Annotated in this window: 18 protein-coding genes; 14 read left to right on the plus strand and 4 right to left on the minus strand. The window is 53.5% G+C overall.

Annotation, left to right across the window (positions count from 1 at the left end):
* Positions 1-14 precede the first annotated feature (14 nt).
* The 9 genes from GGE09_RS09355 to GGE09_RS09395 all read left to right on the plus strand — a co-directional run bounded on the left by GGE09_RS09355 (position 15) and on the right by GGE09_RS09395 (position 9,283).
* Complete coding sequence (locus tag GGE09_RS09355) at positions 15-656, plus strand: hypothetical protein (RefSeq protein ID WP_309745848.1); 642 nt, start codon at positions 15-17, stop codon at positions 654-656.
* A complete protein-coding gene (locus tag GGE09_RS09360; RefSeq protein WP_309745849.1) occupies positions 656-1,102 on the plus strand; it encodes a GNAT family N-acetyltransferase in 447 nt (148 codons plus the stop codon). Before GGE09_RS09355 ends, GGE09_RS09360 begins: the two co-directional genes overlap by 1 nt.
* Before the next feature lie 4 nt (positions 1,103-1,106).
* On the plus strand, positions 1,107-6,731 hold the full coding sequence (locus GGE09_RS09365) for a phage tail protein (RefSeq protein ID WP_309745850.1): 5,625 nt from the start codon (positions 1,107-1,109) through the stop codon (positions 6,729-6,731).
* A gap of 2 nt (positions 6,732-6,733) precedes the next feature.
* Positions 6,734-7,159: a hypothetical protein gene (locus GGE09_RS09370; RefSeq protein WP_309745851.1), complete on the plus strand. Its 426-nt coding sequence runs from the start codon at positions 6,734-6,736 to the stop codon at positions 7,157-7,159.
* The gene (locus tag GGE09_RS09375; protein ID WP_309745852.1) at positions 7,156-7,590 is read left to right on the plus strand and encodes a hypothetical protein; all 435 of its coding nucleotides are present in this window, start codon (positions 7,156-7,158) and stop codon (positions 7,588-7,590) included. The genes GGE09_RS09370 and GGE09_RS09375 overlap by 4 nt, the downstream gene beginning before the upstream one ends.
* Positions 7,591-7,666: 76 nt before the next feature.
* Positions 7,667-8,428 (plus strand): hypothetical protein, encoded by a 762-nt coding sequence (locus tag GGE09_RS09380; protein ID WP_309745853.1) that lies wholly within the window; start codon positions 7,667-7,669, stop codon positions 8,426-8,428.
* Entirely contained in the window at positions 8,425-8,646 is a 222-nt protein-coding gene (locus GGE09_RS09385; protein ID WP_309745854.1) for a hypothetical protein, read from the plus strand. Before GGE09_RS09380 ends, GGE09_RS09385 begins: the two co-directional genes overlap by 4 nt.
* Before the next feature lie 153 nt (positions 8,647-8,799).
* Positions 8,800-8,997 (plus strand): hypothetical protein, encoded by a 198-nt coding sequence (locus tag GGE09_RS09390; protein ID WP_309745855.1) that lies wholly within the window; start codon positions 8,800-8,802, stop codon positions 8,995-8,997.
* A gap of 10 nt (positions 8,998-9,007) precedes the next feature.
* The gene (locus GGE09_RS09395; protein ID WP_309745856.1) at positions 9,008-9,283 is read left to right on the plus strand and encodes a hypothetical protein; all 276 of its coding nucleotides are present in this window, start codon (positions 9,008-9,010) and stop codon (positions 9,281-9,283) included.
* A 74-nt stretch (positions 9,284-9,357) separates the two neighbouring features.
* Here the strand turns inward: GGE09_RS09395 and GGE09_RS09400 are convergent, their stop codons facing one another.
* Positions 9,358-10,149 carry a methyltransferase domain-containing protein gene (locus tag GGE09_RS09400; protein ID WP_309745857.1) on the minus strand — a complete coding sequence of 264 codons (792 nt, stop codon included), beginning with the start codon at positions 10,147-10,149 and terminating at the stop codon, positions 9,358-9,360.
* A 312-nt stretch (positions 10,150-10,461) separates the two neighbouring features.
* Between GGE09_RS09400 and GGE09_RS09405 the strand changes: the two genes are divergently transcribed.
* Entirely contained in the window at positions 10,462-11,277 is an 816-nt protein-coding gene (locus GGE09_RS09405) for a DNA adenine methylase (RefSeq protein ID WP_309745858.1), read from the plus strand.
* 278 nt (positions 11,278-11,555) lie between these two features.
* Here the strand turns inward: GGE09_RS09405 and GGE09_RS09410 are convergent, their stop codons facing one another.
* Both GGE09_RS09410 and GGE09_RS09415 read right to left on the minus strand, forming a co-directional pair.
* Entirely contained in the window at positions 11,556-12,632 is a 1,077-nt protein-coding gene (locus GGE09_RS09410; RefSeq protein WP_309745859.1) for a hypothetical protein, read from the minus strand.
* Positions 12,580-13,707 (minus strand): DNA cytosine methyltransferase, encoded by a 1,128-nt coding sequence (locus GGE09_RS09415; RefSeq protein WP_309745860.1) that lies wholly within the window; start codon positions 13,705-13,707, stop codon positions 12,580-12,582. The genes GGE09_RS09410 and GGE09_RS09415 overlap by 53 nt, the downstream gene beginning before the upstream one ends.
* A 405-nt stretch (positions 13,708-14,112) precedes the next feature.
* Between GGE09_RS09415 and GGE09_RS09420 the strand changes: the two genes are divergently transcribed.
* From GGE09_RS09420 to GGE09_RS09435, 4 genes are all read left to right on the plus strand, one after another.
* Entirely contained in the window at positions 14,113-16,038 is a 1,926-nt protein-coding gene (locus GGE09_RS09420; RefSeq protein ID WP_309745861.1) for a DUF262 domain-containing protein, read from the plus strand.
* Positions 16,028-17,149: a DUF3696 domain-containing protein gene (locus tag GGE09_RS09425; RefSeq protein ID WP_309745862.1), complete on the plus strand. Its 1,122-nt coding sequence runs from the start codon at positions 16,028-16,030 to the stop codon at positions 17,147-17,149. The genes GGE09_RS09420 and GGE09_RS09425 overlap by 11 nt, the downstream gene beginning before the upstream one ends.
* Positions 17,150-18,073, plus strand: a complete 924-nt coding sequence (locus GGE09_RS09430) for a hypothetical protein (RefSeq protein WP_309745863.1) — start codon at positions 17,150-17,152, stop codon at positions 18,071-18,073.
* 670 nt (positions 18,074-18,743) lie between these two features.
* Complete coding sequence (locus GGE09_RS09435) at positions 18,744-20,216, plus strand: cobyric acid synthase (protein ID WP_309745864.1); 1,473 nt, start codon at positions 18,744-18,746, stop codon at positions 20,214-20,216.
* A 6-nt stretch (positions 20,217-20,222) separates the two neighbouring features.
* Here GGE09_RS09435 and GGE09_RS09440 read toward each other — a convergent pair whose 3' ends face one another.
* Positions 20,223-21,479, minus strand: coding sequence for a hypothetical protein (locus tag GGE09_RS09440; protein ID WP_309745865.1), 1,257 nt, complete (start codon positions 21,477-21,479; stop codon positions 20,223-20,225).
* Between the last annotated feature and the right edge of the window lie 53 nt (positions 21,480-21,532).

The raw sequence follows: 21,532 nt of genomic DNA on the forward strand, positions 1-21,532 counted from the left end.
TAGGAGGGACTTCCATGCGGAGTATTCCTGTCAGCACTCAGGCTTTGCTTGAGGCGCAAACCCTTGTGGTGCGCGATTTTATGCGGATCACGGGGCGGGTGCGCGCCACGGGTGCACCGATCACCGAAGGGTTCTGGTCTGATCTGGGCGATGTCTCGGCCCAAGTGATCGATGCGGATACGGGTCTGGTGGTCTCTTATGACTTCAAAGGGGTGGGCTCTTTGATTGCGGTGGATCCGATTCCGATGGTCTCGAACCTGACAGTGCAAGAGATCGAGGTGACCTTCTCCCAGTTGGACGATCGGATCAACGAATTGCTGCGGGTCTATGACATCCGCCAGGCCAAGGTGGAAATCTACCGCGGGGAATTTGATCCCGAGACCATGCAGATGGTGGAGCCGGCGACCTCGCGCTTTGTGGGCTTTATTGACGGCGCGCCGGTGGAAACGCCTGCTGAAGGCGGCGAGGGCAGTATCGCGATCAAATGTGTGTCGAGCGCGCAGGAGCTGACGCGGGGCAATCCGGATCTGCGCAGCCATGAAAGCCAGATCGCGCGGGCTGCGGGCGATGAGTTTTACCGCGATGTGACCAGCTGCGGCGATCTGGTGATCTTTTGGGGACGGCGCGGCACGGTGCGCGATGCGGCGGACAGTTGATGGGGCAGGGTGTAATCCGCGCCGCGCGGGGCGATGAGCGTTTTGCGGTTCTGGGTCTCTGCCGCGCTTTCCATGCAGCCTCCGGCATTCCCTTTGCTTTTGATGCGGCCCATGCGGCGCGCAGCGTGCAGGATTACATCGAGGATCCGCGCAAGCTGTGCCTGGTGCTTGAGGTCGACGGCGCGCTGCGCGGTGTTCTGGCGGCCGCGACCTCGATCTCGCCGCTGGCGCCAATGCGCATTGCCCAGGAACTGGTGTTCTGGGTGGATCCGCAGCATCGGGGGCGCGGATCACGGGGCCTGCTCAGTGCTTATGAGGCTTGGGCGCGGGCAGAGGGCTGCGCGGCCGCCGGGCTGTCCAATTTGAACGACCCGCGTGTGGCGCGGTTCTTCGCGGGCGCCGGTTTTGCGCTCTGTGAGCAGAAATCTCTCAAAAGACTGGATTAAGATCATGGCTGTTTTTACCGCTATTGCCGCGACCATCTCGGCGATCTCCGCTTGGACGGTCAGTCTTGGCGCTTTGGGCACCTTTGCGATCGGCAATTTTTTACTGCGGGCCGCGGTGCAACTCGGCGTATCCGCTCTGGCCATGGCCTTCTCCAAGAAAAGCGGATCGACACCCTTTTCGATCCAGGGCTCGGTGCGCACCGGGGGCAGTGTGCCGCGCTCTTTTGTCTTGGGGCCCGGTCTCTCGGCGGGCTCGCTGGTCTGGCATTCGGAATGGGGTGAAGCGGGCGGCACGCCCAATGCTTATTACACCCAGGTGATTGCGCTCTCGGATCTGCCGGTGGCGGGTCTGAACCGCTGGTTTATCGAGGGGCGCGCGGTCACATTGGAAGACACCGGCGATGAGCGGGGTCTGGCGGCTGTGGAGTACCGTGAGGGCGAGAAAGATCATGCCTGGATCCGCTTTCATGATGGCACCCAGCTCTTTGCCGATGAATTTTTGACGGGCACGGTGAACTCGGGTGCGCCCCGGATCTATGAGGCCACACGGGTGGGGCGCGGCATTGCTTATGCGGTGGTAACCTTCCGGGTGAATGCAGAAATCTTCACCGGCTTTCCCACATCGAAGTTCGTCCTCAATGGGGTGAAACTTTACGACATCAGCAAGGACAGCAGCCAGGGCGGATCAGGTCCCCAGCGCTGGGACGCTCCGCAGAGCTGGGGCGGGGACGGCGATGCTTTGCCTGCGGTACAGGCCTATAATCTGGCGCGCGGGTTTTATTACCGCGATCCGGGCGCTGCGGGGGGCACTGACGAAAACACCACCGTTGCGCTGGGGGCGGATAAATCGAACATGTCCCTGAAGCTGGTGGGCGGTGGAGGCGGCGGTCTGACCAATGCCGATGGGGCTGCCACCACGGTGACCCTGAAAGACGGGGCAACGGTGATCGCAACCTGGACGGCGGCGGGCGGGATTGCGCGGGCGTCCGATGATCACGTCGGTGTTGCCTCGGGCTTTGCGCCCCATGGCAATGGCGCGGAGGGTCAGGAGAGGATCTTTGCGGCCGGCGAGGGCGGCGGCGAGGTCCAGCCGGAAATCAAAGGCGGCGGTGCGGGTGGTTTTGTGGAGATCACGGACTATGATCTGACCAGCCTCACTGATCCGCAGCTGGAAATTGTCATCGGTGCGGGGGCCACGGATGCGGGGGCTGGCTATGTGGTTTATACGGCGGATCAAGCCTTTGATACGATTGTCCCACAGTGGTTTTATGGGTTGCAGGGGCTGAGCACAGCGCGCCTGCCGGCGGCCCATTGGATTGCCCAGATTGAGAAATGCCGTACACCGATCGCAGGAGAAGACGGGCCTGAGCCGATCTACCGCTGTGCCGGGGAAGTCACGGTGAACTCCGAGATCGGTTCGGCTTTTGAAGCGATCCTGACCGCTTGTGCGGGACGGATGAGCGAAGTGGGCGGGATCTTTAAGATCTATGTGGGGGCACCGGATGCGCCGATCGCGCATTTTACCGATGCGGATATTTTGAGCCTTGCGCCGCAAAGCTTCACGCCATTCTTTGGTCTGTCGGATACGGTCAACGGCGTGGTTGCGACTTATCCTTCGCCCGAAGAGGGCTATGTGATGCGCTCGACCCCGCCGCTTTATAACCCGAATTATGAACTCGAGGATGGCGGCCGTCGGTTGCTGACCGATGTGCAGCTGTCTTTTGTACCGTTTCCAGCCCAGGCCCAGCGGTTGCTCACAGGGGAATTGGCGGCTGCGCGCCGCGCGCGCCGGCACACCCATTCTTTGCCGGCGCGGTTCCGGCTGATTGAGCCCGGCGATGTGGTGACCTGGAGCAGTGTGCGCAATGGCTATGATGCCAAACAGTTCCGCGTCGATGGTCTGATCGATCTGCCCAATTGTGATGTGATTGTGGATCTCACCGAGGTGGATCCGGCGGATCACGGCTCTTGGGACCATGCCTCGGATTATGTGCCGGTTGTGCCGGTGCCTCTGCTTCCGGTGCGCCCGAGCGCGCAGGGCGTGGTGGGCTTCCAGGCGCAGGCGGCTGCGGTGCAGGATAGTGCGGGGCAGCAGCGGCGCGCGGCACTGGTGATGACCTGGAATGGCACGGTGGAAGATATCATCGGGATCAAGTTCCAGATCCGCATTGCAGGACAGACATCCATTGTGAGCCGCGCGCAGAGCCGTGATTTTGAGGAAGGCGAGTTGCTGGTTGAAGCCGGACTGGTGGCCGCCACGGCCTATGAATGCCGCGCGAAATATATCACCGGTACCGCGCGGCCTGTGTCCTGGACGGCTTGGGTGGCGGTCTCCACCCAAGACATCCGGCTGGTGTCTGAAGATTTTGCCAGCAGTATCCGCCCGCCCGAGATTGTCTCGGCCTTGCCAACTGTGGGAAACTATGAGGGCCGGCTGGTGGTGTATACAGTGGATGGCAAACTCTACCGCTTCCACGCCGGGGTGTGGACGGCGGAGGTTGCGGCTGTGGATGTGACGGGGCAGCTCACAAACGCCCAGCTGGCTGAGATCGATGCGGCAAAACTAACGGGGACTGTAGTTGATGCGCGCCTTTCCGAGGTCTCTGCCGGCAAGGTCACGGGGCAGCTTACAGATGCACAAATTGCAGACCTGTCTGCGGCCAAGATCGCCGGGCAGCTCACCAATGCGCAGATAGCAGATATTGCAGCTGCAAAAGTCACGGGCCAAATGACAAGTGCACAGATCGCGGGCCTGGACGCTGCAAAGCTGACGGGAACACTGCCAGAGGCCCGCGTGGCTTCTCTGGCGGCCTCCAAGATCACAGGGCAAATGAGCAACGCTCAGATTGGCGGACTGGATGCGGCAAAGCTGTCCGGGACTGTGGTTGAAGCACGTTTGGCAAGCCTGAATGCCTCCAAGCTGACGGGAACGGTCAATGAGGCGCGGATTGCCTCTGTTGCGGCCGCCAAGGTCACAGGGCAGATGAGCAATGCCCAGATCGCCGATCTGGCTGCGGCCAAGATCACGGGCGCAATCACAGGAACCCAGATCACAGACGGGGCAATCAGCACTGCAAAGGTTGCGGCGGGTGCGATTGACACAGCAAAGCTGGCGGCAGGTGCAGTCATTGCTGACAAGATCGGTGCCAATGCTGTCACAGCTGCCAAGGTGCAAGCGGGTGCAATCGAAACTGCAAAACTTGCGGCCGGCGCTGTTGTCGCGGATAAAATCGCTGCTGACGCTGTGGTGGCCGACAAGATCGCAGCGGGTGCAGTGACAGCAAGTAAGCTGACAGTCGGGTATCTTGAAAACCTCAACCTTGACCCTGACTTCACGGATCACGCGGCTTGGGGTGCCAATTCAAATTTGGTTTGGCAGATAGGCGGCGGGAACTGGGGTTCTCCCAATATCGCAAGGTTGTCCGGATACTTCGACGCTTACACTGTTATAACATCTAAAAACATCTTCACGCTCGATATTGAGGGTGAGGAATTATGGCTTTCCTATCGAGCACGGGTGATTTCTGGAACGGGTAGGGTCTACGTTGATCTGCAACTATCGAAGAACCCAGACTTCACAGGGACGAATGGTGTGGACTTCACGTTTGCGGGTATCGGTTCTGTAACCGCCACAACTTTGACCCGTTTAGCTGATAAGGTCGTTATACCATCAGGGTATCGTTACGGTCGTATTCGCATGATTAAGGGGAACGACGGGACGACAGACTGTTTCATTGGTGACATTCAAGTGCGGCGCAAGTCGCGGGGCGAATTGATCGTAGACGGGTCTATCATCGCTGAAAAAATTGCGTCGGGTGCGGTTGACACAGCCAAGTTGGCAGCGGGCGCAGTCATTGCGGATAAGATCGCTTCCAACGCAGTCACGGCAGTTAAGGTCCAGGCGGGCGCAATTGAAACCGCAAAGCTGGCTGCGGGCGCGGTGGTTGCAGATAAGATTGCGGCGGGTTCGGTTGCGACAACGAAACTCGCTATCGGCGGCGGGGGCAATCTTTTGGAAAATTCCAATTGGATTGCCGGTGTTTCCAGTTTTGTGCTCGGGTCTTCGGATATCAAAGGCGAGCACTCGTTAAGTATCCGTTCTGCCGGTTCGAACTACGCGGGAACAAGCTATAAAACGGCCCATGCGTTTCAAAATGGTGTGTCGGCGGGCACGCAGTCCATTTACTTTCATGCGCTTAATGGGGGCATTTCGGATGGGTTTCCTGCTGTTGCGGGGGAGTGGTATGAGGCGAGCATGTATCTTTATGCTCTGCGGTGTGATGCCACTATTGCGGTTACGTTCCGCAACGCGAGCGGCGGGTGGCTTGGTTTTGTGCAATCCGGCAATGTGGTCAACTCTGGCGGCTCTGATAACCCTGACGGCTGGGCGCGGCTTTGGGTTAAGGGGCAAGCGCCTGCGAACACGGCTATGGTGTCGATCATCGTTTACAAGTCAGGCACAACATCGGGCACGACGAGTTATCTCTTTATGCACAAGCCGATGATTGCCAAAACCCATGCTGCAGCGACAGAGCCGACGCCTTATGCCGTAAGTGGTGCAACCTTCATCACCGGCTCCGAAATACTGACAGGCGCGATTCAGGCTGATGCCATTGCGTCCTCGGCAGTCACAACGGCCAAGCTGGCGGCGGGCGCTGTTGTTGCGGATAAGATCGCTTCCAATGCGATCACGGCTGCAAAAATCCAAGCCGAAGCGATTACGGCGGGTAAAATCGCTTCGGGGTCCATTGTTGCGGATGATATTGCGGCCAACACGATTACAGCGGCGGAGATAAAGGCGGGCGCGGTTACCGCTTCCGAACTGGCCGTAAACGCGGTTTTTGCCCAGCATATTACGGCGGGGGCGATTACGGCGGGCAAGATCGCGGCAGGGTCCATTGTTGCGGATGATATTGCGGCCAATACGATCACGGCGGCGGAGATAAAGGCGGGGGCGGTGACGGCGTCCGAGCTGGCGACAGGTTCTGTGGCGGCCCAGCATATCACGGCGGATGCCATTGTGGCGGGCCATATCGCAACGGGCGCAATCACAAGCGGTATGGGGGTCTTCTCGGGTCCACTGCAGTCGGATGATTTTGCCACAGGATCTGCGGGTTGGCGGATTAAGAAAAACGGGGATGCCGAGTTTAATGATCTGATCGTCAGAAGCTCTTTGACAGTGGATGCTGTCTCCGATGGAAGCGAAGATTATGTGGGGGGCGCGGGGCAGTATAACTATGATGCCACCGTGGTGGATGTCACCTTTGAGGGGCAGGAGGGGGATAAGTCTGTCCAGCCCAACAGGGTGTTTGACATCGCCGCCTATTGGCAGATGCGCTGCTACGGTTCCAACAACAGCAATGGAACTAAGATCCCGGTTCGAGGCAGGGTTCAATATCGTTTGACGGTGGGTGGCGCGACGGGGGCTTGGGTGGATGTTCACACCTCTGCGCCCGCGTTGAATGACACCTGGGCCGATTATTACTACATCGAGTCCTTCTCCTTTAAGGCGGATTATGTGGAGTTCCGCCTGACGGCCCATCCGGACATCAACAGCCCAAGCGGGGCTTACAGCTTCCAGAACAACTTTAGAAGAATTGGCATCTCGGCCTATTCTGTGAGGAGATAGGGATGGGGTATTTTGTCAAACTCTCGAGCACGGGGGCGGTGGACAGCACCGCGGTCAACCGTATCGCCACAGAGGGGTATTTGCAGGTTATTGGGGCTGGGACACCCACTGAAGGGGAAGTTCTGGCTGGGGTTCCTTTGTCTGTGCCAGCGCTGGCGACCTCTTATCTTTTTGAGGGTGTTTTGGTGCCGCGGCCTGTTACGCCCAAGCCCGCGCTCCTCGGCACGGTGCTGACCTTCCCGTCTTATCCTGCCGGCACGGTGATCACGATCTCAGATCAAACCGGGGGGGAGGTTCTGTTGGACCACGCGGTCGAAGAGGGGGAGGTCGCTCTGGTGGTGGATCTGCCCGATGCCGGCGTCTACGTCATCGAGGCGGCCCAGCCGTTTCCATTTATTGACTCTGAATTGAGGGTGATCCTGCCATGACCTTGGTTTTAAACAGAACGGCCGCCAGTAAGAAAAGAGAGCTGGACCAGGCAAAGGCGGCTGCGACCCGCCTTGTGAATGCTGCGATCGGGGCCAAACGGGAAGAGTTCATCACGGCGCTGCCCGGGCAGGAGATGATCTATCTGGAAAAAGAGAGCGAGGCGAAAGCCTATCTTGCGGCGGATCCTGAACCTGCCAATCTTGATGCCTTTCCCTTCATGAAGGCCGAGGCGGTGGCCACGGGCTATTCCGCGCAGGAGCTGGCGCAAATCATCCTGTTCCAGTCAGATCTCTGGCGCGAGATCGGCCCGCTGATCGAGGCTGCACGGGTGGGGGCAAATGTGGCCATTGCCGCTGCGGACACTCGCGCGGCGATCGATGGCATCCTCGCCGGTTTTGAAACAACCCTCCAGGGCTTTGCCCCGCCTTAGGCGGTTCACAGCTTTACCCAATCCCTGACCGTTTAACGACCTGCCTTTGTGCGGGTCTTTTTTTTGAGGAAATCACATGAAGAAAGAACTGTTCTTTGGCAGCCTGCGCAACAGCAACAGCGGGCTGTTTGGCGGGGCACTGTCCCTGCACCAGGTGGTTGGGATCGAAGCCTTGCTCGATGCAGGGCAGGGCCTGCCGCTGCCCCATATGGCCAATGTGCTCGCCCAAGTCTTTCGAGAAACCGGTGGCGGCATGTATCCTGTGAAAGAGACCGTCTATCGCAGTCACAAGGATCAGGATCCCTCGGACGCCGCGGTGATTGCGCGGCTCAATGCAGCTTTTGCCAAAGGGCGGTTGCGCTGGGTGAGCACGCCCTATTGGCGGGGCGGCCTGTTCGGGCGCGGCCAGATCCAGATCACCCATGTTGAGAATTACGCCAAGCTGTCATCGGTTCTGGGCGTTGATCTGGTGGCGGATCCGTCCAAAGCGCTGATCCCTGCCATCAGCGCCCGGATTGCTGTTGAGGGCATGCGGCAGGGCCTGTTCACGACACGCAAGCTCTCGGACTATGACCGGCCCGACGGTTTTGATCACACCCGCGCGCGGGACATTGTAAACGGCGACAAAGCCAAGTTCGACAAAGGATCGCGCACAAGTGTTGGCGCTTTGATCGCCGGCTACGCCCGGACATTTGAGCAAGCCCTCACAGCGGGCGACTGGGGCGCAGAGGCCCCCTTCGTCCATATCGACAGCACCCGCGCCCCAAACGACCTGGACGGCCCACCCAAAGGCCTCTGGTCCCACCTCACAACATTCCTGAAAGGACTATTCCTATGAAAACCGCAGCCGAACTGACCCCTTTTGTGCGCTATCTGCTCCTGTTCCTGGCGGGGATGGTGCAGCAAGGCGGGGTGATCCCGCCAGACCTTGCCAAAGCCATGGCTCATGATCCCGCAGTTGTGGATCTGGTGGCCTCTCTGCTGATCGCAGGGGGCGCATTGGCCTGGTACCTTTGGAGCACCTCGCGCAAGGCGCTGGCGGGGCTGTTCAAGTGATCCGCAGCCTTCCAAAACGTTACCTCTACGGCGCGGCCGCCGTCGCAGTTCTGGCCTTCGGGCTCTGGCTGCGGTGGGACGCGGTGCGCGATTATCAAGCCGGACAAACCGTCGATCGGCTTGAGCAGATCCAAGATGCAAGGACCATTGAATATGAAACACGCAGCGCTACTGACAATGCTCTTATTACCTGCCTGCGCGGGGCAGAGTGCTAGTTTTGCCGACATCCAGCGCAAGCCCCCAGTCGTGAGTGAAGCCACAGCCACCTATCTGGTGAAAAACGCGCGGCCGCTTGCAGAGTGGATCGCAGAAACAGCGAAGAAATGCGCGCGCTTTGGCTGCGTGGACTAAGGAGTATCCGATGGAATCCGATCTGAAATGGGTGATTGGTCTGGCGATCAGTCTGGGCGTGACCTTTGCGACGGCTTTGATTGCGTCGTTCCGCAATCTGGCAGGGCGGGTCTCAAATGGCGATCGCGATCTGCACAAGCGGATTGATAACGTCAAAGACAACTACGTCCGGCGGGATGATCTGGATGGGCATATCCAGCGGCTCGACGGCAACGTCAGAGATCTGCGCGAGGAAATGCGCGAAAACCATAAGCAGGTGATTGCGGCGCTGGCCGGTAGGAGGTGAGGTTGGGGCGGTGTTAATGTCGGCTGTGAGCCTAAATCGACCGAAAACGCTCGCCCGGAAAGTCCAAATTCTGTCTATTTTTTTCCTGTCACGACATTAACTGCATCCGGATAAATAATCTGACCATCGACGACATAGTCCCTCATTGCGTGTGCAACGTCAGCGACAAGTGCTTCTTTTTCTGCGTCGGGAAGGCTGTGAAAAGCGTTGGCAATAGGCATTGATCCGAGGTGCAGTGGGACGAACTCTGCGGCCAAAGGGACATTAATCGACAATTCTTGGCGGGTTATTGCAACATTACGAAATCCAGCTTCAGAAGCACTCGCGATCAAACTATTTGCTGATGGTGTTTCCCTCTGGCTCCGTTGCTTCTTCGCAACATCAGGAGAGATGAACTTTTCGACCGCAGAGCAGATGGCTTTTGTGTAGGCACTGTGGCCATCCCATATAGACATCGCGATGCGTCCTGACGGGGCAAGAACACGATAGAACTCTTTCAAAGCAGCGGGTTGGTCGGGAAAATAGTGATAGCCATGCTGGGATATGACGGCATTGAAACTGTTTTCTGGCAATCCTGTCCCAAGGACATCGCTTTCCATCCAGATGATGTCTATGTCGGCGGCCAATTCACGTGCCTTCGTTAGCATGCCTGCATTAATATCCAATCCAGTCACACGTCCGTCGCTGCCGACATCCTGCTTAGCTATCCTGGTGGTGACACCAGTACCGCAAGCGACATCCAGAACCGATTCACCGATTTCCAAAGAAACGAGGGTCAGAAGGGCTTCGGCCCAACGTCCGAACCATAGCGGCACCATTGTATTTTCATAGATTTCTGGTGCGCTTCCAGAAAGTTGAAATGACATAGGACGTTCCTCCTTACCAAACCTCACTGGCACTAGGTTCCAGTGAGAAGATGTATCTGCAAGGTTAGTCGGTTGGTTCATCCAACGTCAACTTTATCCTGCTGAGCGGACCCTGACGCCGGATCCTATCAGTTCCACAAAAAAAATACAAAACAAACGACCTTGCCCGCGGTTTTATACCGGGGGCAGGTGGCGCACCAACGCCACCTACCATGCAGCCACTTTTCACAACAGCTGCACCGACTAAGCAAGACTTAGAATCGTCGCCCGAGCCCACGTGAGCCGGGCCTCTCTATTGTGAGTCCATAATCAATGACAACCACTTATGTTGGCGCAGCTGCGCCCGTCGCCCCGTGGCTTGGCGGCAAGAAAGCTCTAGCCAAAACCCTGATCGAGCGCATCGAAGGTGTAGAACACAAATCCTATGTCGAGCCCTTTGTGGGCATGGGCGGTGTATTTCTGCGCCGTGCCTATCGCCCGGAAAGCGAAGTCATCAACGACTTCAACGGCGAAATCATCAACCTGTTCCGGATCCTTCAGCGGCATTATCCACAGTTCATGGATTGTTTGAAATTCCAGATATCCTCCCGTCGTGAATTTGAACGGCTGCGCTCGATCGATCCAGCAACCCTAACCGACCTCGAGCGCGCGGCGCGGTTCCTCTATTTGCAACGGCAAGCCTTTGGCGGGCAGGTGAGGGGGGTGTTTGGTGTGGCCGCTGCGCGCAGTTCGCGCTTCGATCTCACTCGTCTCGGGCCGATCTTAGAAGAAGCCCATGAGCGTCTGGCCGGTGTTGTCTTTGAAAGCCTGGATTGGAAAGACGTGGTCGAGCGTTATGACACGCCTAGTACATTGTTCTATCTTGATCCGCCGTATTTTGGCGGTGAGAAAGACTACGGGAGAGATATGTTCGATCGGCAGCAGTACAAAACCATGGCCGAGACTTTGGGCAAGATTAAAGGCAAGTTCCTGCTGTCGATAAACGACAAGCCGGAAATCCGCGATTGGTTTGATGGGTTCTATATCGATGAGGTGCGGCTGAAATATACCATCTCGCAGAAAGGGACGGACGGGAAAGCGGCGGAGTTGATTATCTCGAATTGGAAGGCCGTGGCTGGGTTGTTTTGAGTTTGGGGAAAGAAGCCGACTAGTTGATGTGTCAGTGCACCACAACATTTTGACGGTTCCGAGGTCTGCCGGGCGGCCATAACAGAATTTGCCTTTAGCTTGATTAATAGCCGCATTTCTTAGGTGTTATAAACTCTGGATCAAGGGTATTAGGGGCTCAGATCAGATCGCGCCAATTCCAAAGCAGAGATAGAGCGGCGGGGAGTAAAATCCCGGATTAACTATGGGGTTCGACGTCGTTAGATTTTTTTGATCGAGTGTCTATCGGTGAAGGCTAGTTATGCGGCGAGACAACGTTCCATAAAGCAATCTAAAAACTCGTCAGTTATACCGACTGGTTTACGCCTTTGGCAAAGAGAGTAGAGTTCATCTACCGCCGAATAAGGAAAAAAACGAACATCCATTGGTTTAAACTGTTCCAAATTGGCTTGATCGAAGACTTTCTTCCGCAATTCGTCTGGTGCAACGATGGTCCAACGGATATCGCGTAAGGCGGGTCCCAAGTCATAGAAACCTTTCATACGTGTCAACCCAGAAGTCACACCAGTGCTGTGTTCAATTTCCATTACTGCGGGCATAAGTCTGCCATTCCTGAACCAAATACAATCAATTAAGCGAGCGGCATTCGACGCTTCAGGATACGCACTCAACACTTTTTCAGCGTCAAGTTGATCAATTACACTTTCCATCTCGGCTATGCGCCGTCCAGCATATTCAATCGACCTATCGTTTGCGGCAACCCATGTTCGAAACCCAAGTTGCTGACCAATGAGAACTAAAGCTATTTGGATTTGGGCGTGTCGCCGCTCTTGCTCGATATTCACCCCTGTAATCGCTCGAGTCGTCTCAAGCGTAACGCCTTCATAGATCACGTCAAAGGAAACCTCAGACACCTGCATGTCTAATTCTTTGCGGCCCATTACGCCATTTTCGTGCGGTTCGTCAGGTAAATAGAGAAGGTGTTTGTGCCCTGATCTTACCTTTTTTGTTGTACCTTTCTGCTCCAGCCGATCTAATTTAGTAGTGTAAAACTCCGGTGTATGTAGAAGAAGTGCTTCCAAGGCTGAGCGACTGTTATAACTACTTCCAAAAACGCGTTCTAAATTTATGGGTTTTCCAGGGACTATCGCATTGGCCAGCCTCCAAATCATAGAGGATGAAAGGCTTACTGATTGGGCGTTGGCAGCATCCGGATTCTTCTTTGTGCCATAACGTCTTACGATCACTGGGCCTTCGGGATAATCAATTCGTTCAATAATCAGCCTTGTTGGAGTGCTGGTGTCCGCATACTGATAATGAATTTCACGCGGCAACTTGCCGATCGCGTGGATCAAGTTCGCAGCGGTTACTCTCATATTCAAATCCTAGATGTGTCAAAATTGATTGAGCTAACCCTCGGCCAGCAAGGTAGGGTACGCCATTACCAACAGTCTTGAACATATTGGATAACGTCATGTTCGATGGCAACTCGAATGACGCCGGCAAGGACTGAATGGCAAGCGCCTCTGCGACGGATATTCTTCGAGCTTCATAAGGGTGCAAATGAACCTCATTGTTTCCGTAGGCGGCAGTTGGTGAATAACGCCAGCGGTGAAGCCGTTTATATGACTTCTTACTATCGTCTCCTTCTTCAACAGATAGGAAACGGGCCAACCCTGCACGTGGTGTGAAACAATGTTTGCCATTCGGATGATTGGCCACATCGTTTTTTTCAAACCAATGTTGAACGGTCAGCTCGATGGGCACTGAACTAGGTTGTGGAGCCAAGTTGCCTTGCTCAAAAGGGGCAGTTGTCGGCCATTCATATTCGAAAGCGGTCCGTTCAGGGAAAATCCGAGCTTTCCAATTGAAAGTTTTCGCGAGTTCACGCGATCGAAAACCAACCAAGATAATCCTGTCGCGATCTTGCGGCGCACCATATTCGATTGAGTTGATTAGGCGCTCATGAAGTAGATAACCAGAGCGCCGTAACTTCAATTTCAACTTTTCAAAGAACTCTCTATGCTTTTTCGTACGATAAAGACCCTTCACATTTTCGAACAGAAAAAAATCTGGCTTGGCCTGACAAATCAAATCAACGTAAACTTTTGATAGGTTGCCATTTTCGCCCTCCTTACCTCTGTTCTTGCCCCCCACGGAAAAATCTGGGCATGGTGGACCACCAATAAATCCCACAACTTGACCTTCTTCTCTTGCATTAAAGATGTCGGCTGCAAGGTCATCGGTAGAAATTTCTTCGATGCTTCTGCTATCGTAGCCGAAGCGAGGTGCTGGATGTCCCATGACCTTTCTTGAGTGCTGATAGGCGTCAAGGAAAGGTTTGTGGAACTCATTTACATAAGCAATATCAAACCCCATGTCTTCGAATCCAAGATCAAGGAACCCCGCGCCAGAGAAGAACGAAAATATTGTAGGTCTTGCTGTGCTCATTGTCAGTTCCTTACCAAAGGGTGTTTTCCGCCCAACTCATAGCTCAAATCGGGCCGATTACCCAAGCTATCTTAGCATGTAAAATAGTTTGAGAAACCCTTCCGTGGACGAAGGGGACATGAATAATGTAGGTATATGCTAGAAGATTCCCTTTGAATGCTCTCTAACGTTTGATTTCTCGGTGAGGTGGGGTTAGTTCAACATTCGGCGCTTGCTTGGACCCATCGGAAACATCCCGCCAGCAGAGGCTGAAGAGAACTTCTATGCACAGCCCGACCTGTTCGATATGGTTTCGTAAAGTGAAGCTAAAAGTCTCCGGTGAAACTGAGGCGATCCATCAAACTGGACTTCATCAGTTCAAACGATGATAAAGATGTCTTATGAAGAAAATGGGCTGGTTGTGAGATGAATTTTGCAGATGTACTCAATGACATTGCTCAACTGAGCGGTCGGCAACTGCACGCGGTCAACCCTCAGACAGGCTTTATCGAGATTTCAGCAGTCCACGAAGACACTGCAAGTTACCGTATAAGTATCAATGGGAAAAAAGAGGTTTCTCGCCCAATCTCACAATTGGAAAAAGTCTGGGATGCGCTTTCCAGATACCGGGTAGTTGATGTAGAAGTGCTTTTTGGTGGAAGCGGTTCGAGTCGGCACATCCCTGAAACGATTTTTGCAAATCTACCGTACGTGGAGCACTTCAAATACAATCGAAAAAAGCACCTGTATCTAGCAGAAGAACATACCCATGAACTAGGAAGCCTTCAGCATGTCACAACACCGGAAGTTCGTAAGTTAAAGATAAAGCTAGATAAAATTGAAAAATTTGACGCGCATGCGTTTTCGAAGGATCTACAATGTGCTCTGGACCTTTTAGGTGCTTCTACTGAAGAGCTAAGGGTGAAGTTTCCGGGGGAGTTCAAAGCGACGAAAGTAGCTAGTGCCGAAAATCAGCTATCGGCGCTGCTAAGTGATCTTCAAAGTACCTTTTTTGACCCACTCGGAGTTGAGGAAAAGCAAAACCAACCCGAGCGTGAAACAACAGATATTGATAGCGCAGAAGTCGTGGGGTTTGATGGCGGCGATCCCACAGACATTGATGGGCAAGATTCTGATATAACTGAATTTGATGACAAGGATGAAATGGCTGCATCACGAATGCGGTTTAAGCCGAATACAATATCCAACATTTATGATCGCATGGTTCATAAGGAGATTGAGCTTCAGCCGGAGTTCCAGCGCAAAGATCGCATTTGGCCTGTATCGATAAAAAGTAAGCTCATTGAATCGATACTGATTGGATTACCGATTCCGGCGTTGTATTTCGGAGAGCGCGCAAACGGTTCATGGGTCATTATCGATGGCCTTCAGAGGGTTACGACGATCTATGACTTCATGACGAACGAGTTTTCACTGTCTGGCCTGAAGATCCTGGATGAATTAAATAGTACCACTTTCGAAGCGTTGCCAAGACCACTTCAAAGGAAAATCAGAGAATATGAGCTACACTGCCATTTGATAACTATTCAGAAAGACAGTGACCGCATGGTCCGTGAACTATTTCAGCGGATCAACACCTATGGCGTGAAGATGAGCTACCAAGAAATTAGATGCGCTTTGTACCCAGGAAACTCCGTGACCTTCACTCGCTATGTAGCTGAAAGGCAGGCATTTGTTGATACGACTTTTGGCAAAGTCAAACCCGATCGTATGCGGGACATGGAGCTGATCCTAGGTGCGATCGCTTTTACTTGCTTAGGACACAAAAACTTCAAAGCTAAGACGTTCGACACCTTTTTGACCAATGCGATGCAGGAGATGAACAAGCTGAGTCCAAAAATCAAAAGTTATTCGAGAACCGAATCTGACAAGGCTCAAGAAGTGGATGTAAACACTGTTGAGATTCTTAAGGGAAGTGCGCCATTTTTTTCTGAGCTTTTGGTACGAATTGAGACCGCATTTGAACTTGCCTCTGAGGTGTTTGGAGTAGATCGGTATAAGAAGGAGCTTGGTGGTCGCGTCATAAATAAATCGATTTTTGAGTTGGTTGTTTCAACGTTTGCTTTGTTGCCTCGGGAACATCACGAACGCCTTATCGAAAAAAGTGACGATATCAAAGATCAGTTCTACGGCCTCCTTGCTGGCGCCGTTGACCAATATGTTGACTGGGATTCGGATACTTACAAGGATCGAGGGTTCGAATATTCCGTAAGTCAATCGACTGGTAAGCAGGCAACTATTAACTACAGATTTAAGAATTTTCACGCCCTTCTTGAAGATGTTTTGGGGGTTGAACTTCATATCAAAGGTTTGTTCGAAAATGATAATTGATAGTGTATCACTAAGAAATTTTAAGTGCTTCGCTGATGAAGTATTTCCACTTTCGAAACTCAATGTGCTGACTGGCGTGAATGGTGTTGGCAAAAGTACTTTGATTCAGAGTATTTTGCTTGCTGCCCAAGCGCCTGCACTGTCAAAGTTGGAGTTTAATGGAGCCCTGGTTGAAATTGGTGATTACTCCGATCTGCATCATTCTAACGCCCTTGATGACAGTTCATGCATATCTATTCGCTCCGCAAATGGTGATTTCCGTTGGGGATTTGAAGAAGGTACGAAATTTGACCAACAAAAATACCCTACTTCTCTGCCGCAAATGGATGGAGAGCAAAATGAGAAAGATTGGTTGGGATCAAACTTTGTTTATCTTTCTGCTGAAAGATGGGGCCCAAGAGATTACGTTCCTTTGAACACGCAGCATGCGAATCCATATTGGTTGGGTAAGCACGGTGAATTCTCAATCGCGTTTCTGAACTCGCTTGCCAACAGTTCCTTGAAAGACAACGACGGCAAGTCGTTAGCTACGACTTCGGAAGACGACCCACGTATCCATTCTGACAATATTGGTGTGGTTATGTTGTCGAACATCATTGCATGGATGGGGGAAATATCTCCAAATGTGAACATAAATACTGATGTAATCAAAGAAGCCGCAATCGGGTATAGTACCTTCGATTTTGGCTCTGGGAGTAAATTTAGAGCTATTAATGTCGGCTTCGGTCTTTCTTATGCGCTGAGTATCGTCACAGCGCTTGTTTCGGCACGGGAAGGTTCGATCGTGCTCCTGGAGAACCCAGAGGCGCACCTACATCCTAGTGGCCAAAGTAAGTTGGGGCAGCTCTTGGCCCTTACCGCTGCGGCGGGCGTCCAAGTTATCGTTGAGACCCATAGCGAGCACATCATAAACGGTGCCCGCATCAAGGTTAGAAAAGCTGAGGTACAGCCTGACCTTGTACGAATAATGTATATTTCTCGTGATGATGAAAAGTTAGCTTCGACAGTTGAGATCCTTGACCTTGATAAGATGGGACATGTTAGCAACTGGCCCAGTGGCTTTTTTGATCAACAAGCGATTGATATGAAGACACTGATTACGGGGCGTTAAATGCAAGGTATCGTTTTCTTTGGGGTACACTCTTTCGGTGAAAATTTTTGGAATACTGCCGATATTCTCGCGAGTCTCGACTGCTCGGAAAAATTGGTGGCACCGCTAAAGAGAAGTTCTTACTCAAAAATAAAAACACCTACCGATTGGTTTGACATCAGGGTTGTAGGTAAGACAGTTTTTGACGTACTTCAGGACGCTTCAGGCGGTGACCAACAGCTATATAGTAGGATGTTGACGAAGGTTTTCGATGGGCTTTTGAGAGGCGTAGCTGATAGCGGTGCTAGTTTTGCGGATGCTATGGCAAAGTTAAGAACAAACTCGATTAACATTGCAGACGAAGAGTATTACCTAGCCTTCAAAACGACTACTAATTGGCCCGACATCGATGGAATTCTAAACATAGCTACTCCTGAAGAGCTATATCAATCTGCCCTTGGCTGCTTGCGCAATGCTCCCGTTAGTGAGGCAAGTTACATCGCGCGGTGTGAGAGAGTATTCTCGAAGCTGATTTTTCATCCCAAAGTAGGGGAAACCATGAAGCGTCATGGCCAGGCAAATGCTGGCGCCAAGTACTCTCCAGCTCGAGTGCAGGGCATTTGCGGCTTTTCTCATAGTGTTACAGATGCGTTGAGCGCGCTGAACGGGGTCGAGTTGCAAGGGAAAACGTCGAGCCAAATTTTGGATGAAGTGCAGAATCAGTCTGGATTTGAATGCTCTCCTCAGGGGAAAGATAAAAGCAACTTAAAATTCAAGTACAATGAAGGAGCGAACGAAAAAGAGCTAAACTGCGAATTTCACATTAAAATACACAAGGACAATGATGCTGCTGCGACCCATTTCCAGGATAGAATTTATTTCGGCTTTTGTGGCAGCGACGACGAGAAGAAAATCTTCGTCGCTCATATTGGCAAACATCTTTAAGTCTTATCGAAAGACCCAATAGACTATTGTCCTGTAGCTCGTTGGAACGTTGATGGAGCAAGGGTCGGAACAAGGCGCTTGCCTCGGAATATTGCTTTGCCCATGATCTCTATGGGCCATTTTCTTGAATGTAGCCTACATAGTATTTGGATGGCAATTTAGTGAGATTGAAAGAAACGACCGGGAAAGTCGTTTAAACGCCTCTACCCATTCACGATTTGTTTCTGTTACGTCCCGCGAGTCTCTACTCACAAAATCAAATGAAATCAATTAAAAGGATTGGATTTGCAATCCGCTGCGTCACCACTCCGCCAACTCGCCGCCTATGGTGTGCCGCAGGCTATAGCAATCGGTAAAAGCGGTGGCAAGTGGGAAGTCGGGGCTGGATTGGAATAGATTGCAGGTTAGCAGAGCAGCCAGGCTTGTTGATCGGTCGAGATTGTGGCCAAAGCCTTGCGGTGAAACCACTTTGTTGACGTTTTAAGAACAAACCTATGCCAAAAGAACGGTTAATAAGCCCTTTAAGTTAGATTAAAATAAACCAAGATGGCAGGGGATGTGTCTTATGACGGGCCCTGCTTGGCAAAGGCTTCGGTGGTGCTTATCTGCTAAGAGTGTGTTTGCATATGGCGGCAGGGTTTTTAAGTCTGTCGTGAGTAAAGGGTGAGGGATGGCGAAGTCCATTATGATCCAGGGCGCTGGGTCTAACGTTGGAAAATCCATGATCGTAGCAGGGCTGTGCCGCGCATTTGTGCGCCGTGGCCTGAAGGTGCTCCCGTTCAAACCCCAAAACATGAGCAATAACGCCGCTGTCACCATGGATGGCGGTGAAATCGGGCGAGCGCAGGCGTTGCAAGCGCGTGCCTGTAATGTTCTGCCCCATACGGATATGAATCCGGTGCTGTTAAAGCCCGAGACCGAGACTGGTGCGCAAGTTGTGGTTCAGGGCAGGCGTATGGCGACTTTAAAGGCCAGAGATTACGGAAAGATGAAGGCTGATTTGATGCCCCGTGTGTTGGAGAGTTTTCATCGGTTGTGCGCCCATGCGGATTTGGTGCTGGTAGAAGGCGCCGGCAGCCCTGCCGAGGTCAATTTACGTGCCGGCGACATTGCCAATATGGGCTTTGCGCGGGCGGCCAATGTACCGGTTCTGCTGACCGGAGACATTGATCGCGGGGGCGTTCTGGCGCAACTGGTTGGCACCCATGTCTTGCTGGACCCCGAAGACAATGCGCTGATAAAAGGCTTTCTAATCAATAAATTTCGCGGTGATGCCAGCCTGTTCGATGAAGGTTTGCAGATCGCGGTGGATCAAACCGGCTGGCACAGTCTAGGTGTTTTGCCCTGGTTCAAAGACGCCCGCAAACTGCCTGCCGAGGACGCGGCAGATATTGGCGGGGGCGGGAATGGGGCCTTCAAGATTGCGGTTCCAAAACTGTCGCGCATCGCTAATTTTGACGATCTTGACCCTTTGAAACTGGAACCCGGCGTGACGGTGGTGATGGTGGAACCCGGGCAGCGGATGCCTGCGGATGCCGATCTGATCCTGATTCCCGGTACAAAATCCACCATCGGCGATCTGGCGTTTCTGCGTGAACAGGGCTGGGATGCGGATTTGTTAAGCCATGTAGAACGGGGCAAACAGGTGCTGGGTATCTGCGGCGGCTATCAGATCTTGGGCCAGATGATCAATGACCCCGACGGGATCGAGGGGCCTGCGGGGCAGGTTCAGGGCCTTGGCCTGTTGGACATCACCACCGTGATGACACCGGAAAAGCGACTGGCCGAGGTGGCTGGCCATGATCTGGGCAATGGGGCCGGGGTCTCGGGCTATGAAATCCACATCGGCCAGACCACGGGGCCGGATTGCAAACGGCCTTGGCTGGAAATTGACGGCCGCCAAGAGGGCGCGTCTTCACCAGACGGGTTGGTGCGTGGCTGTTATGTGCACGGCTTGTTCATTGCGGATGAGTTTCGCCGCGGCTATCTGGAATCAATGGGCGTAGCCCCCAGCGATTTGGTGTTTGATGATGTGATCAATGCGACATTAGATGCTTTGGCCGATCACATTGAGGCGCATCTGGATGTGGAAATGATCTGGATGCTGGCGGCGGATGTGTCAGACCCGCCGAGCGCTGCTTAAACCGATTTATTCAAATTCGCGCGAGGCCAGAGCGCGGTAAATCTCTCGCCGGACCAGTTTGCGCACATTGCGGGTGATCCGGTCGCCCAATTCTCCCTGCAATTCCGAACGAACCATATCGGACACCATTTCACGCAGGGATTCTTCGTCCAGAAACCCGTCGTCGCCTTCGGTGTAATCCACAGGTTCATCAAACAATGCGCTTGAGGCAGCAGGGCGATTTTGGTCTTGGGTGGGCGTTGGGGGCTCTGTGGGGGCAGGTTCCCGATCAATCACGGTCTCTTTCACAGAGGCAATCTCGGCGGGTTCGTCTTCGTCGATAACCTCTTGAAAGGGGCTGTCAGAGAAATCTGCATCGGTCTCTGGCCAGTTCGGCGCCGCTTTTTGACCCGCATTTTGGGCAAGCGCATCCGTACTACCGTCGATTTCACCGCTTGGCGCGTCATCTTCAGTTTCGTCATCAGAAACGGTGCCAGAATCGGCGTCAGTTTCAGTTTCCACGAAATCGAAGTTGACGAGGCCTGACATCATTTCATCCACGGGCGACTCCAGATCTGCATCGTCTGTGCTGAAGTCGTCTGTATCTGCGTCTGTCGCGTTTTCCACAAGATGCGGGGCTTTTGACAGGTTGGCTGTCAGCGGTGGCTCTTCCCGTGCGAAATCGCGCATGGATAGATGCAGTGCAGACATCATGTCAGCGGCTTCGTCCCGTTCTGCCTGATTGGATGACATACGGGGTGCATCCACGCGGGGAGGGACGGATTTCAGGGATACCGTTTCGGGTGCGCTGTCATCATCGCCGTATGCATCGTCCTCGACCATTTCAGCCATGCGGGCTGCGTGATCTTGGGGGGGGGCGTCATCATCTGAAACTACTTGAGAATCTTCATACTCGCCGGCGTCATACTCCCCGTCGCTATACTCACTATTGTCGTGGTCCTGAACCTCAACAGAGCGGGCGATTTCGGCTTTGCTGCTTTCCACAGCCTCGCTCATGACCAGCGATTCGATGTCTGCGATACGCTGTTCGATCTCTGCGGCGGCAGGGGTGGCGGACAGGGCTTCGGGCACGCGCAATGATGGTGTCAGGACCAGCTTTTCCGGCCCTTTCACTTCGGGGCGCTGTATCACATCAGCAACGGTTGATTTCGGGGATGCCGCAGGTTTCGGGGTGTCGTGGACGCTGCGCGCCTCTTCTGACACCAGCCTGCGGATAGACGATAGGACGTCTTCGACGTCCATCTTTCTGCCTGTTTCGGACATTTATCCACTCCTTTTGCCTCAGGCGCGAGTTTACTGAGGATCGTGGATTCGGG

Source organism: Roseobacter sp. N2S (assembly GCF_031454055.1).
GTDB lineage: Bacteria > Pseudomonadota > Alphaproteobacteria > Rhodobacterales > Rhodobacteraceae > Amylibacter.